We start from the raw sequence: 13,428 nt of genomic DNA, 5'->3' as shown, positions 1-13,428 counted from the left end.
CCAGGCACACTCAGTGCTTGTCCTGCTCCGGGTGGGCGAAGTTCAGGTGCTCCGGAGGCAGCGGGAAGGTCACGTCGTCCCCGAACGGCGACGGCGCCGCCGCCCGGTCGAAGGTGAGCTCCGTCAGCGGCAGCTTGCCGTGGTCGTCGACGGCCGGGGCGGTCGGCCTCGGCACCTCGCGGTCCCAGTTGACGCCGCGCTGCGCCTGCACCTCGGCCCGCGGGTCGTGGGAGCCGCCCGCGTGCGAGTGCACGCCCCCGTGCGCCGCGCTGCCGCGCACCGCACCGCTGACGTGCTCGCTGGTCACGCTGGTCTGAGGCACCTGACCCCTCCGGAAGATCTTGCTACCAAGCCACACGAGGGGATCGTACCTGCGGTCGACGACCCGCTCCTTCATGGGGATGATCCCGTTGTCCGTGATCTTGATGTGCTCCGGGCAGACCTCGGTGCAGCACTTGGTGATGTTGCAGAACCCGAGGCCCTGCTCGGCCTGCGCGTACTCCTTGCGGTCGCTCTTGGCGTCCAGGGGGTGCATGTCCAGCTCGGCGGCCCGGATGAAGTACCGCGGCCCGGAGAACGCCTGCTTGTTCTCCTCGTGGTCCCGGATCACGTGGCAGACGTTCTGGCACAGGAAGCACTCGATGCACTTGCGGAACTCCTGCGAGCGTTCCACGTCGACCTGCTGCATCCGGTAGTCGCCGGGCGCCACGTCGGCCGGCGGCGCGAACGCCGGCGTCTCCCGTGCCTTCTCGTAGTTGAACGAGACGTCGGTGACCAGGTCCCGGATCACCGGGAAGGTGCGCAGCGGGGTGACAGTGACCGTCTCGTCCTCCGTGAAGGTGGACATCCGGGTCATGCAGCTCAGCCGCGGCTTGCCGTTGATCTCCATCGAGCAGGAGCCGCACTTGCCGGCCTTGCAGTTCCAGCGGCAGGCCAGGTCGGGGGCGTCGGTTGCCTGAAGCCGGTGGATGACGTCGAGGACGACCTCGCCCTCGTTCACCTCCACCGTGTAGTCCTGGAGGTCGCCGCCGCTCTCGTCGCCGCGCCAGATGCGGAACTGGCGCTTCGCGCCCGACTTCCCGGGCCCCTGGGGGTTCTGGTTACCCATTACGTCAGCGCTCCTTCTCGGTCTCGACGTCGGCGACCTGGGCGTCGAACTCGGCGAGTTCCTCGTCCGTGAGGTACTTGGCCAGCTCCGCGCGGTCGAAGAGGCCGATCAGCTCCGTGCGCATCCTCGGCAGCGGCTTGCGCTCCAGGCGCACCGTGTCGCCGTCGAGTGAGCAGACCAGGTTGACCCGGCGCCACGACGGGTCCATCGCCGGGTGGTCCTCCCGGGTGTGGCCGCCGCGCGACTCCCGCCGCTCCAGCGCCGCCTTCGCGGTGCACTCCGAGACGACCAGCATGTTGCGCAGGTCGAGCGCCAGGTGCCAGCCCGGGTTGTAGCGCCGGCCGCCGCTCGCGCTGACCTTCGCCACCCGCTCCCGCAGCTCCGCCAGCCGTACCAGCGCGTCCGCAAGCTCACTCTCGCGGCGGATGATGCCGACGAGATCCCCCATCACCGCCTGGAGGTCCTGCTGGAGGGTGTACGGGCTCTCGCCGGTGTCCCGCTGCAACGGCGCCAGGGCCGTCTCCACCGCGGCCTCCACGGCGGCGACGCCCACCTTCGGGCGCGCGGGGAGGCTGTCGGCGTACGAGGCGGCGTGGCCGCCCGCGCGCTTGCCGAACACCAGCAGGTCGGACAGGGAGTTGCCGCCGAGCCGGTTGGAACCGTGCATGCCGCCGGACACCTCACCGGCGGCGAAGAGCCCCCGCACGTGGCCGAACGCGGCCCCGCTGTCCGGGTCGACCTCGACGCCGCCCATCACGTAGTGACAGGTGGGCCCGACCTCCATCGGCTCCTTCGTGATGTCGACGTCGGCCAGCTCCTTGAACTGGTGGTACATCGACGGCAGGCGGCGGCGGATCTCCTCCGCCGGCTTCCGGGAGGCGATGTCCAGGTAGACGCCGCCCGCCGGCGTGCCCCGCCCGGCCTTCACCTCGCTGTTGATCGCCCGGGCCACCTCGTCGCGCGGCAGCAGCTCCGGCGGACGCCGGTTGTTGTCCGGGTCCGTGTACCAGCGGTCCGCCTCCTCCTCGGTCTCCGCGTACTGCTTGCGGAAGACGTCGGGGACGTAGTCGAACATGAACCGCTTGCCGTCGGAGTTCTTCAGCACGCCGCCGTCGCCGCGTACCGACTCGGTGACGAGGATGCCCTTCACCGACGGCGGCCAGACCATGCCGGTCGGGTGGAACTGGAGGAACTCCATGTTGATCAGCGTGGCGCCGGCGCGCAGGGCGAGCGCGTGCCCGTCGCCCGTGTACTCCCAGGAGTTCGAGGTGACCTTGTAGGAGCGGCCGACGCCGCCGGTCGCCAGCACCACCGCCGGCGCCTCGAACAGGACGAACTCGCCGGACTCCCGGTAGTAGCCGAACGCGCCGGCGACCCGGTCGCCGTCGAGCAGCAGCTCGGTGATCGTGGTCTCGGCGAAGACCTTGATCCGGGCGTCGTACGAGCCGTGGTCGCGCTTGTCCTCCTGCTGGAGCGACACGATCTTCTGCTGGAGGGTACGGATCAGCTCCAGGCCGGTCCGGTCGCCGACGTGCGCGAGGCGGGGGTACTCGTGGCCGCCGAAGTTGCGCTGCGAGATCTTCCCGTCCTTGGTGCGGTCGAAGAGCGCACCGTACGTCTCCAGCTCCCAGATCCGCTGCGGCGACTCCTTCGCGTGCAGCTCGGCCATCCGGAAGTTGTTGAGGAACTTGCCGCCGCGCATCGTGTCGCGGAAGTGCACCTGCCAGTTGTCCCGGCTGTTCACGTTCCCCATCGCGGCGGCGGCGCCGCCCTCGGCCATCACCGTGTGCGCCTTGCCGAAGAGCGACTTGGAGATGATCGCGGTCTTCTTGCCGGCGAGGCGGGCCTCGATCGCCGCGCGCAGGCCGGCGCCGCCGGCCCCGATCACGACGACGTCGTAGTGGTGTCGTTCGATTCGCGTTGTGTTCGTCATGTCAGGGGCCCTCTAGTTGATGAACCGCAGGTCGTTGAACCAACCGGCCGCGACCGCCATGACGTAGAAGTCCGTCAGGGCCAGCGTGCCGAGGGTGATCCAGGCGAGCTGCATGTGCCGGACGTTCAGGGCGGAGATGAAGGTCCAGGCCCGGTAGCGCACCGGGTGCTTGGAGAAGTGCTTCAGCCGCCCACCGATGATGTGCCGGCACGAGTGGCAGGAGATCGTGTACGCCCACAGCATCACCACGTTGAACAGCAGGATGATGTTGCCCAGCCCGAAGCCGAAGCCCCTGGGGGAGTGGAAGGCCAGAATGGCGTCCCAGGTGTTGATGAGCGAGATGATCGCGGCGGCGTAGAAGAAGTAGCGGTGCAGGTTCTGGCCGAGCAGCGGGAAGCGGGTCTCGCCGCTGTAGGACTTGTGCCCGTCCGGGACCGCGCAGGCGGGCGGCGACAGCCAGAACGACCGGTAGTACGCCTTGCGGTAGTAGTAGCAGGTGAGCCGGAACAGCAGCAGGAACGGCAGCGTCAGCGCCGCGTCCGGGATGATCCACCAGCCGGGCAGGAACTGGCCGAAGTGCGAGGCCTCCGGCAGGCACCGGTCGGTCACGCAGGGGGAGTAGAACGGGGTCAGGTAGTGGTAGTCCTCGACCCAGTACCACTTGTGCATGAAGACCCGGACCGTCGCGTACGCCACCCACGCGCTGAGCCCGATCACGGTGATCAGCGGGGCGAGCCACCAGCGGTCGGTACGCAACGTCTTCGCCGCGATGGCGGCGCGCGCCCGCGCCCCCAGCGGCCTCGTTGCCGTTGATGTCATTCGAGTCGTCTCCCTGACAGGACCCTCACGGGCGGATCAAGTTCCGGTCGGCACGCGGACCGGCGAACCCGCACCCGCTTGCCACGTCATGCGCACACCAACGACCGCGCCGGTGATACGGCGCAGCTAAGTGACACACGTTACGCCGATCTTCGCGAGCCGTCCGCGCAAGGCAGTGTCCCGTGTGTCCCGGCCGGTGGAAAGCCCTGAACGATGATCGATGTCCGGATGTTAAGAACCTCACCGGACGCCTGTCCGGGGTGCCGGAGCGGCTCACCCGACAGCGTCCCGGGGCGGTGGCCCGTCAGGCGAGCAGGTCCGCCGGCCGGATCGTGGCCCGGACCGGCTCGGTCAGCTCCAGCGCCTCGCCGGCCTTGGTCACCGACCGTTCGACGTAGTGGGCGCCCTGCCGCTGGTAGACGTGCACGGTCAGCGTCTCCTGCTCCACCAGGAGATACCACTCGATGCCGGCCGCCGCGTAGTAGTGCATCTTGAGCACCTTGTCGGTGGCCGCGTTGCCCGGCGAGATGATCTCGCAGACCAGCTTCACGTCGGCCGCCTCGATCCAGGGGTCGTCGAGGTCGATCGGGCCCGTGACGACGAGGTCGGGAACGGGGATGCGCCCCGGCCGGAGCCGGACGTTCACCGCTTCCAGGACGCGGAGGCCGGCTTCCCGCGTCGGGCCTCGCAGGGCGGCCCGCAGCTCACCGGAGACGTTCTGGTGGCGGGGTGTGGGGGCTGGGGTCACGTGAAGGCTCCCGTCGAAGAGTTCGACGCGCTGCTGCGTCTCGTCGAGGGCGAGGTACTCCTCTTCGCTCCACGGGCCGTCGTGGCCGAACACCGCCGCGGTCATCGTCACCTCCACCTCGTGCCGGGGGACATCCTTGCGGGACTGCCGCGCCCATCGTCGCACCCGCTGTCCGGGCGCGGGAGGTCAACACCGGTGAATGCCGAGGTGAGGGGGTGCGGGCCCGTTGCAGAGTCGTTACGCTGTGGCCCGCTGACAGCCCCCGGCTATGTAGCTTATTTTCACCCTCAGTGCTTTCCTGTAAGTTCTCTTCGTCACTGAGGGAGGCGGTCGTGGACAGGTCGGAGTCGGCGCCGTCCGGGAAACCGGACCGCCCCAACGTGCCGGAGCAGCGCTCCGGCGGGGATCCCTACCTGCGGGTGAGCGACCTGCGGGTCCGCTTCGACACCGAGGACGGCGTGGTGCGCGCCGTCGACGGGGTGTCGTTCGAGGTGGCGCGGGGACGCACCCTCGGCATCGTCGGTGAGTCCGGCTCGGGCAAGAGCGTCACCTCGCTGGCCATCCTCGGGCTGCACAGCGCCAAGCGGACCAGCATCACCGGGGAGATCTCCGTCGGCGGCCGCCAGCTGGTCGGCCTGCCGGACGAGGAGGTACGCCGGCTGCGCGGCCGGGACATGGCGATGATCTTCCAGGATCCGCTGTCCGCCCTGCACCCCTACTACACGGTGGGCCGGCAGATCGTCGAGGCGTACCGGGTGCACCACCCGAAGGCCGGCAAGCGCGAGGCCCGGCAGCGCGCGGTCGACATGCTGGGCCGGGTCGGCATCCCGCAGCCGGCCCGCCGCTTCGACCAGTACCCGCACGAGTTCTCCGGCGGCATGCGCCAGCGGGCGATGATCGCGATGGCGCTGGTCAACGACCCCGACCTGCTGATCGCCGACGAGCCGACCACCGCCCTGGACGTGACGGTGCAGGCGCAGATCCTCGACCTGCTGGCCGACCTCCAGGCCGAGTTCAACTCCGCGATCATCCTGATCACCCACGACCTCGGCGTGGTCAGCCAGGTCGCGGACGAGGTGCTGGTCATGTACGGCGGGCGGGCCGTCGAGCACGGCAGCGTCGAGCAGGTGCTCCGCCGGCCGCAGCATCCGTACACCTGGGGTCTGCTCTCCAGCGTGCCGTCGCTGCACGGCGACGCGGACGCGGACCTGGTGCCCATCCGGGGCAACCCGCCGAGCCTGATCAACCTGCCGTCCGGCTGCGCCTTCCACCCGCGCTGCCGCTACGCCGACCGCAACGGCGACCGGTCCCGCACGGAGGTACCCGAGCTGCGCCCCGCCGGCGCGCCCGGCCACCTGGTGGCCTGCCACCTCTCCGCCGACGACCGGACGCTGCTGTACGCGGAGGACATCGCCCACGTGGGAGTCGCCCGGTGAGCGCGAGGAACGTAGCGCAGCGGAGTCGCGCAGTCGCGAACGGAGGTTGGCCCCGATGAACGTGGAGATCGAGGAGCCGGTGGAGCCGCTGCTGCGCGTACGCGGGCTGACCAAGCACTTTCCGGTGCGCGACGGCCTGCGGCGCGGCGGGCTGGTCCGGGCCGTGGACGGGCTGGACTTCGACGTGCGCCCGGGCGAGACGCTCGGCCTGGTGGGGGAGTCGGGCTGCGGCAAGACGACCACCGGCCGGATGCTGGTGCGCCTGCTGGAGCCCACGGCGGGCAGCATCGAGTTCGCCGGGCGGGACATCACGCACGTGGGCCGCCGCGACCTGCGGGCGCTGCGGCAGGACCTTCAGATCATCTTCCAGGACCCGTACGCGTCGCTGAACCCCCGGCACACGGTGGGTCGGATCGTGGCGATGCCGTTGCAGGTCAACGGGATCGACCCGCCGGGCGGGGTGAAGAAGCGGGTCCAGGAGCTGCTGGAACTGGTCGGGCTGAACCCCGAGCACTACAACCGCTACCCGCACGAATTCTCGGGCGGCCAGCGGCAGCGCATCGGCATCGCCCGCGCGCTCGCCCTGCAACCGAAGCTGATCGTCGCCGACGAGCCGGTCTCCGCCCTGGACGTGTCGATCCAGGCGCAGGTGGTCAACCTGCTGCGCGACCTGCAACGCGATCTGGGCCTGGCGTTCGTCTTCATCGCCCACGACCTGGCCGTGGTGCGGCACTTCTGTCAGCGGGTCGCCGTCATGTACCTCGGCAAGGTCGTCGAGATCGGCGACCGGAACGACATCTACGAACGCCCGCAGCACCCGTACACCCGGGCCCTGCTCTCGGCGATCCCCGACGTCACCCAGCTCGGCGCGGCCGGTCGGATCCGGCTCTCCGGGGACGTCCCCACGCCGCTGGACCCGCCGTCGGGTTGCCGCTTCCGCACCCGGTGCTGGAAGGCGCAGGAGCGGTGTGCCACCGAGGAGCCGGCGCTGGTGCCGCGCGGCGGCGACCAGGCCACCGCCTGCCACTTCCCGGAGACGGGGCCGGTCGGCGCCGCCACCGGACCGGCCGGTGACGACGCGGCGCCGGCGGGCCCCGGGACGGCCGGGGCCGGCACGACCGTCGAGGAGGTGTCGAAGTGAGCCTGTCCCCGGTCGAGGGCACGGCGCTGGCCGAGATCGAGTCCGGCGGCGACGCCGGCGAGGGGAAGACGCTGGTCGGCCGCTCGCCGGGCCAGCTCGTCCGCAGCCGGCTGCGCAGCGACCGCACCGCCCTGGTGAGCGGCGTGGTGCTGGTCTTCTTCGTACTGCTGGCGGTGGGCGCGCCCCTGGTCCAGCGGCTCTACGGGGTGACGCCGAACGAGCAGTTCGGCGAGCTGCTGGACAGCACCGGGATGCCGCTGGGCTACGTCGGCGGGATCAGCGGCGACCACTGGTTCGGCCTGGAGCCCGGCCTGGGCCGGGACATCTTCATGCGGATGATCTACGGCATCCGCACCTCGCTGCTGATCGCGCTCGGCGCGGCCCTGATCACCACCACGATCGGCGTGGTCCTCGGGATCCTCGCCGGCTACCTCGGCGGGGTGGTGGACGCGGTGATCAGCTGGATCACCGACGTGGCGCTGGCGATGCCGTTCCTGATCTTCGCGCTGGCCGTGGTGCCGACGTTCTCGCTGCGCTTCTACGGTCCGCGCGACGAGGTGCCGACCTGGTTCGCGGTCACCACGCTGATCGTGGTCTTCACCGCCTTCGGCTGGACCAGCACCGCCCGGCTGGTCCGGGGGCAGGTGGTCTCGCTGCGCGAACGCGAGTTCGTGGAGGCGGCCAAGGCCAGCGGCGCGGGGCTGGGGCACATGCTCTTCCGGCAGCTGCTGCCGAACATCTGGGCCCCCATCCTGGTGTCGTTCTCGCTGCTGGTGCCGTCGTACGTGACCAGCGAGGCGGCGCTGTCCTTCCTGGGCGTCGGGCTGCCCGAGTCGGTGCCCAGCTTCGGCCGGATGATCTACCGGAGCATCGACTACCTCCAGACCGACCCGGCCTACGTGTTCTTCCCCGGCATCACGATCTTCGCGCTCGTGCTGGCGTTCAACCTCTTCGGCGACGCGTTGCGTGACGCGCTCGACCCGAAGTCGTCACGGTAAGGGGTACTGCGCATGCTGCGCTTCCTGCTGAAGCGGGTGCTGCTGGCGATCTCGGTGCTGTTCGCGGTGAGTGTGGTCAGCTTCCTGCTGTTCTTCGCGCTGCCCGCTGACCCGGTGACCGGCATGTGCCCGAAGAACTGCAACGCCGAGCGTCTGGAGCGGGTGCGGACGGAGCTGGGGCTCAACGAGCCGAAGGTCCAGCAGTACGCCGACTACATGAAGGGCATCTTCGTCGGCCGCGACCTGGGCAGCGCGCAGGGCGGCGAGTGCGCGGCGCCCTGCCTCGGCTACTCGTACGTCAACAGCGAGGCGGTCACCGACACCTTCGCCCGGGTGCTGCCGGTGACGTTGAGCATCGTCCTGCCCGCAGCGGTGCTGTGGCTCGCCATCGGCGTCGGGCTCGGCATGGTCTCGGCCCTGCGACGCGGTTCGCTGCTGGACCGGATCTCGATCGGCCTCACCCTGACCTTCGCCTCGCTCCAGCTCTACTTCGTCGGCGCGGTCCTGTTGCTGGTCTTCGTCTACACCCTGAAGATCCTGCCCACGCCCCGCTACACGTCGCTGTTCGAGAATCCCGTGGAGTGGGCGCGGGGGCTGGTGCTGGCCTGGGTGACCCTGGCCCTGCTGTTCTCCGCGATCTACGCCCGACTGTCCCGGGCCCAGATGCTGGAGACGCTCTCGGAGGACTACGTCCGCACGGCGCGGGCCAAGGGCATGCCGAAGCGGCAGGTGTACGGCAAGCACGCGCTGCGCGCGGCGATCACTCCCATCGTCACCATCGCCGGTCTCGACGTGGGCGCGGCGCTCGGCGGCACGGTGATCACGGAGACCACCTTCGGCATCCAGGGGCTGGGGCGTACGGCGGTGGAGGCGGTCCGCCAGGGGGACCTGCCGACCATCATGGCGACCGTGCTGATCGCCGCGCTGTTCGTGGTCGTCGCCAACATGGTCGTCGACCTGCTCTACGCGTTCATCGACCCCCGGGTGCGCCTCGGCTGACCCGCGGGGCCTCGGGGCCGATCGTTGTAGCCCCGTTATCTGCTCGAAATTTACCGTCATTGAAGGCTGAGCGAAGCTTTCCTTCATCGGCGATCCGGAGGAGTGAGTATGCGAGCAAGACGCGTCACCGCCCTGGGCGGTGCGATCGCACTGATGGTTTCCCTCGGTGCGTGCAGCGAGAACACCGGTGACGACACCGGCGGGGTGGACACCGCCAAGCCGCGCACCGGCGCCATCGCGACCGACCCCAAGGACTCCCTCGGCCCGGCGCCGGAGGTGCCCGGCGCGGCCAAGGGCGGCACGTTCTACATCCTGCGGGAGAACAAGATCTCCCACATGGACCCGCAGCGGATCTACTCGTTCGCCGGGCTGATGGGAAGCCAGCTCTACGCCCGCTTCCTCACCACCTTCAAGGACGACGGCAAGGGCAACGTCACCCTGGTCGGTGACCTCGCCGAGACCCCCGGCACCAACGTCAACAACGACTGCAAGGTCTGGGAGTTCAAGGTCAAGCAGGGGGTGAAGTTCGAGGACGGCCGCCCGATCACCAGCAAGGAGATCGCGTACGGCATCGCCCGGTCCTTCGACCCGGACCTCACCGGCGGCCCGACCTACCTCCAGGAGTGGCTGGTCGACAGCCCGCAGTACGACACCAAGTGGGACTTCAAGGCCAACAAGACCTCGCTGCCGCCCGGGCTGACCACGCCGGACGAGCGCACCCTGCGCTTCGAGTTCAACAAGCCCCGCTGTGACCTGCCGTTCGCCGTCTCGCTGCCGGCCACCGCGCCGCTGCCGGCCGACAAGGACACCGGCGTCAACCTGGACAACCAGCCGTTCTCGTCGGGCCCGTACAAGTTCACCAAGCACACCCCGGGCGTCGAGATCGTGCTCGAGCGCAACGAGCACTGGGACCCGGCCACCGACGCCGTGCGCCACCAGTACCCGGACAAGTTCGTCTGGTCGCTCGGCGCGGACCAGGCCGCCCAGACCAACCGGGTGCTCGCCGGCACCGGCAACGACGCCGCGGCGGTCGCCACCGGCGGTGTCCCCTCGGAGCTGATCGCCAAGGTCACCGGCGACCCCAAGCTCAAGGAGCGGATGATCGTCGCGGCCACGCCGAACGCGTACCGCCTGAGCATCAACACCGCCCGGGTCACCGACCTGTCGGTGCGCCAGGCGATCAACCACGCGATCGACCGCACCAGCATCACCAAGAACCTCGGCGGCCCCTACGGTGCCGTGCCGATGACCACGCTGCTGCCGCCCACCACGCTGGGCTACAAGCAGTTCGACGCCTACCCGGCCGGCGACAGCGGCAACCCGGAGAAGGCCAAGGAGCTGCTCGCCGGCAAGACGCAGAACCTGGTGCTGCTCACCTCCGACGTGACCAGCTCCCAGGAGCGGGCCACCCAGATCAAGAACGCGCTGGAGAAGGCCGGCTTCACCGTCACGATCAAGACGATCCCCGAGGACGGCTACCTCGACACGGTGAAGAAGAAGGACAACCCGTACGACATCTGGGTCGACTCGTGGGCGGCCGACTGGCCCAGCGGCGCGTCGATCCTGCCGGTGCTCTTCGACGGCCGTGGCATCAAGGCCGAGGGCAACAGCAACACCTCGCAGCTCAACAACGAGGCGCTCAACGCGGAGTTCGACCGGATCCTCGCGCTCGACCCGGCCAAGCAGGCCGACGAGTGGAGCAAGATCGACGAGCGGCTGATGAAGGAGACGGCGCCGGCGGTGCCGCTCTACGTCGAGGTGGTCTCCCTGGCGCACGGCGAGAAGGCCGGCGGCGTCTTCATCGGCAGCATCTTCGGCTGGCCGAGCTTCGTGGACGCGTACGTCAAGCAGTGACACCGCCCGTGCCGCGATGACACCCCAGCGGTGACACGCACGGACCGACCCCCGGTCGACAACGTCGTCGGCCGGGGGTCGCCGTGTCTGTGGGCCGCCCACCCGCGACCTGCTCGGCGGCGCCACCGCCCGGCGGGAGCCGGCCGGCGGCGGGGACGGCCACGTCGGGGCGCGGCTAGAGGTGGCGGCGGACGAAGTCGAGTTCGAGCCTGAGCAGGCGTTCGGCGATGCCGCCGGCGGCCATGTGGGTGGCCCCGGTCAGCGGCAGCACCGAGTGCGGCCGGCCGGTCGCCAGCAGCGCGGCGGACAGCCGCAGCGTGTGCGCGGCCACCACGTTGTCGTCGACCAGGCCGTGCACCAGCAGCAGCGGCCGGGCCGCCTCCCCGGCCGGCACGGGCTCGCCGGCCAGCTCCACCAGCGAGTGGTGCGCGTAGATGTCCGTGCCGTCGTCCGGCAGGCCCAGGTAGCGCTCCGTGTAGGCGGTGTCGTACAGCGCCCAGTCGGTGACCGGTGCGCCGACGATGCCGCACCGGAACAGCTCCGGGTGCCGCAGCACCGCCAGGCCGGCCAGCCAGCCGCCGAACGACCAGCCCCGCACCGCCACCCGCTCCAGGTCGAGGTCCGGATGCTTGCCGGCCAGCGCGGTGAGCGCGTCCACCTGGTCGAGCAGGACCACGTCGGCCACCCGGCGGTGGATCGCCTTCTCGAAGGAGGGGGCCACGCCCGGCGTACCGCGGTTGTCGATGGTGACCACCGCGAAGCCGGCGTCGGCCCACCACTGCCGCTCCAGCCACGCCCCACGGGCGGCCAGCACCTCCTGGTGCCCCGGCCCGCCGTAGACGTCCAGCAGCACCGGCAGCCGCCGGCCGGTGACGTAGTTGTCCGGGTAGAGCACGGCCGTCGGCAGCCGCCGGTCGGTGACCCGCTCCAGCAGCGGCAGCGGCGAGTACGGCGGGGTGGCGGCGAGCGAGCGCAGCACGGCCACCTCCTGCCCGCCGCGCCGCACCGTCCACCGGGTGCCCGGATGGTCGAGCGAGGCGCTGCCCACCACCAGCACGTCCCCGCCCACGGCGGCGGTGTGCCAGCCCGGGTCGGTGGTGATCCGACGGGCGTCCACGCCGCCGCCGATGGTGGTGCGCACCCGGAACAGGTGCCGCTCGCTCGGCTCGCCGTCGCTCGCCTCCACCAGCAGGTCGGCCGGGCCGGTGCCGTCCGGCAGCCGCCCGACCACCCGCCGCACGTAGAGCGACGGCGGGGTGAGCAGCGTCCCGTCGGCGAAGAGGCAGCGGGCGTCGTACCCGTCGTGGGCCAGCTCGCCGCCGACCAGCACCCGGCCGTCCGGCAGGTGCGCCGGGGTGCCGGGGACCGGCTCCACCCAGCGCGGGTCGGCCAGCTCGGCGTGCACCTGGGTCTCGCCGGTACGCGGGTCGATCGCCAGCACCAGGCCGTGCTGCTGGGAACGGCGCAGCACGGTGATCAGCGGCCCGCCCTCGGCCCAGTGCACGGCCGTCAGGTACGGGTAGGTCTCCCGGTCCCAGTGCACGTCGACCCAGCCGTCGTCGAGGTCCAGCAGGTGCAGGCTGACCTCGGCGTTCGCGCTGCCCGCCCGGGGGTACGCGACCGTGGTCGGCGGGCTCGCCGGGTCGGCCGGGTCGTGCAGGTGCCAGCGTTCGACCCGGGACTCGTCCACCCGGGCGGCCAGCACCGACCGGCCGTCCGGCGCCCACCAGTAGCCGCGGAAGCGGTGGAACTCCTCGGCCGCGATGTGCTCGGCCAGCCCCCAGGTCACCCCGGAGTCCTCGCCGGCCAGCAGCGTGTCCGTGCCGTCGTGCTCGACCACCCGCAGCTGCCCCCGGCGGACCCCCTCGGCGGCGTCGGTGACGTACGCCAGGCGCTGCCCGGTGGGGTCGGGCCGGGGGTCGAGCACCGGACCGACGGTGGCCACCTCGACCACGTCGCCGTGCACCAGGTCGGCGCGGAACAGCCGCCCGGCCAGCGCGAAGACCGCCACCCGCCCGGCGCCGTCGAGGGCGTACGAGCCGATGCCGGAGGCGCTCAGCCGCAGCCGCTCGCGCAGCGCGCGCTCGCCCGGGCTCAGCGCGGCGGGATCGGCGTCGGCCCCGAGCAGCGTCGCCGGGTCGGCGACCAGCCGCTCCTCGCCGGTTGCCACGTCGAGCAGCCAGAGGGCGTCGGCCGGGTCCTCCGGGCCGGCCGAGCGCAGGAAGACCACCCGGGAGCCGTCGTCGGCCACGGTGACCGCCCGCGGCGCTCCGCGGCTGAACCGGCGGGTGCGGGCAGCCAGCTCCGGAAAGTCCACAGACCAGATCGTAGAGCGGTGACCGGGGGTGATGTGGCCGACCTGCGCGGACGCGTCAGGGTCGGCGGAGGAGAA

Annotated in this window: 10 protein-coding genes; 5 read left to right on the top strand and 5 right to left on the bottom strand. The window is 70.9% G+C overall.

The features are described 5' to 3' along the window. Positions 1–10 precede the first annotated feature (10 nt). The 4 genes from AC5L34_RS01055 to AC5L34_RS01040 all read right to left on the bottom strand — a co-directional run bounded on the left by AC5L34_RS01055 (position 11) and on the right by AC5L34_RS01040 (position 4,713). The gene (locus AC5L34_RS01055; RefSeq protein ID WP_441175633.1) at positions 11–1,108 is read right to left on the bottom strand and encodes a succinate dehydrogenase/fumarate reductase iron-sulfur subunit; all 1,098 of its coding nucleotides are present in this window, start codon (positions 1,106–1,108) and stop codon (positions 11–13) included. Positions 1,109–1,112: 4 nt separating this feature from the next. Next, complete coding sequence (locus AC5L34_RS01050; RefSeq protein ID WP_441175634.1) at positions 1,113–3,041, bottom strand: fumarate reductase/succinate dehydrogenase flavoprotein subunit; 1,929 nt, start codon at positions 3,039–3,041, stop codon at positions 1,113–1,115. A 12-nt stretch (positions 3,042–3,053) separates the two neighbouring features. Further along, on the bottom strand, positions 3,054–3,860 hold the full coding sequence (gene sdhC, locus AC5L34_RS01045) for a succinate dehydrogenase subunit SdhC (RefSeq protein WP_441175635.1): 807 nt from the start codon (positions 3,858–3,860) through the stop codon (positions 3,054–3,056). Positions 3,861–4,164: 304 nt separating this feature from the next. Beyond that, a complete protein-coding gene (locus AC5L34_RS01040; protein WP_494823650.1) occupies positions 4,165–4,713 on the bottom strand; it encodes a Uma2 family endonuclease in 549 nt (182 codons plus the stop codon). Positions 4,714–4,988: 275 nt separating this feature from the next. Here AC5L34_RS01040 and AC5L34_RS01035 point away from each other — a divergent pair, with 275 nt between their 5' ends. The 5 genes from AC5L34_RS01035 to AC5L34_RS01015 all read left to right on the top strand — a co-directional run bounded on the left by AC5L34_RS01035 (position 4,989) and on the right by AC5L34_RS01015 (position 11,036). After that, complete coding sequence (locus AC5L34_RS01035; RefSeq protein ID WP_441175779.1) at positions 4,989–6,044, top strand: ABC transporter ATP-binding protein; 1,056 nt, start codon at positions 4,989–4,991, stop codon at positions 6,042–6,044. A gap of 55 nt (positions 6,045–6,099) precedes the next feature. Further along, positions 6,100–7,185: an ABC transporter ATP-binding protein gene (locus AC5L34_RS01030; RefSeq protein ID WP_441175637.1), complete on the top strand. Its 1,086-nt coding sequence runs from the start codon at positions 6,100–6,102 to the stop codon at positions 7,183–7,185. Then, positions 7,182–8,183 carry an ABC transporter permease gene (locus tag AC5L34_RS01025; protein WP_151455021.1) on the top strand — a complete coding sequence of 334 codons (1,002 nt, stop codon included), beginning with the start codon at positions 7,182–7,184 and terminating at the stop codon, positions 8,181–8,183. Before AC5L34_RS01030 ends, AC5L34_RS01025 begins: the two co-directional genes overlap by 4 nt. Before the next feature lie 12 nt (positions 8,184–8,195). Next, positions 8,196–9,182 carry an ABC transporter permease gene (locus tag AC5L34_RS01020; RefSeq protein ID WP_494823649.1) on the top strand — a complete coding sequence of 329 codons (987 nt, stop codon included), beginning with the start codon at positions 8,196–8,198 and terminating at the stop codon, positions 9,180–9,182. A 108-nt stretch (positions 9,183–9,290) separates the two neighbouring features. Continuing rightward, on the top strand, positions 9,291–11,036 hold the full coding sequence (locus AC5L34_RS01015; RefSeq protein WP_494823648.1) for an ABC transporter substrate-binding protein: 1,746 nt from the start codon (positions 9,291–9,293) through the stop codon (positions 11,034–11,036). A gap of 175 nt (positions 11,037–11,211) precedes the next feature. On the opposite strand, the gene AC5L34_RS01010 is transcribed toward AC5L34_RS01015, so the two are convergent. Beyond that, entirely contained in the window at positions 11,212–13,353 is a 2,142-nt protein-coding gene (locus AC5L34_RS01010; RefSeq protein ID WP_441175640.1) for a S9 family peptidase, read from the bottom strand. Positions 13,354–13,428: the final 75 nt, after the last annotated feature.

The sequence above is a fragment of the Micromonospora sp. ZG13 genome (assembly GCF_059359355.1).
This window is presented reverse-complemented; position numbering and strand designations above follow the sequence as displayed.

Excerpts from the sequence above, each read along its gene's own strand:
- AC5L34_RS01050 (WP_441175634.1), bottom strand. The coding sequence starts at position 3,041 with ATGACGAACACAACGCGAATCGAACGACACCACTACGACGTCGTCGTG.
- AC5L34_RS01015 (WP_494823648.1), top strand. The coding sequence starts at position 9,291 with ATGCGAGCAAGACGCGTCACCGCCCTGGGCGGTGCGATCGCACTGATG.
- sdhC (WP_441175635.1), bottom strand. The coding sequence starts at position 3,860 with ATGACATCAACGGCAACGAGGCCGCTGGGGGCGCGGGCGCGCGCCGCC.
- AC5L34_RS01040 (WP_494823650.1), bottom strand. The coding sequence starts at position 4,713 with ATGACCGCGGCGGTGTTCGGCCACGACGGCCCGTGGAGCGAAGAGGAG.
- AC5L34_RS01055 (WP_441175633.1), bottom strand. The coding sequence starts at position 1,108 with ATGGGTAACCAGAACCCCCAGGGGCCCGGGAAGTCGGGCGCGAAGCGC.
- AC5L34_RS01030 (WP_441175637.1), top strand. The coding sequence starts at position 6,100 with ATGAACGTGGAGATCGAGGAGCCGGTGGAGCCGCTGCTGCGCGTACGC.
- AC5L34_RS01020 (WP_494823649.1), top strand. The coding sequence starts at position 8,196 with ATGCTGCGCTTCCTGCTGAAGCGGGTGCTGCTGGCGATCTCGGTGCTG.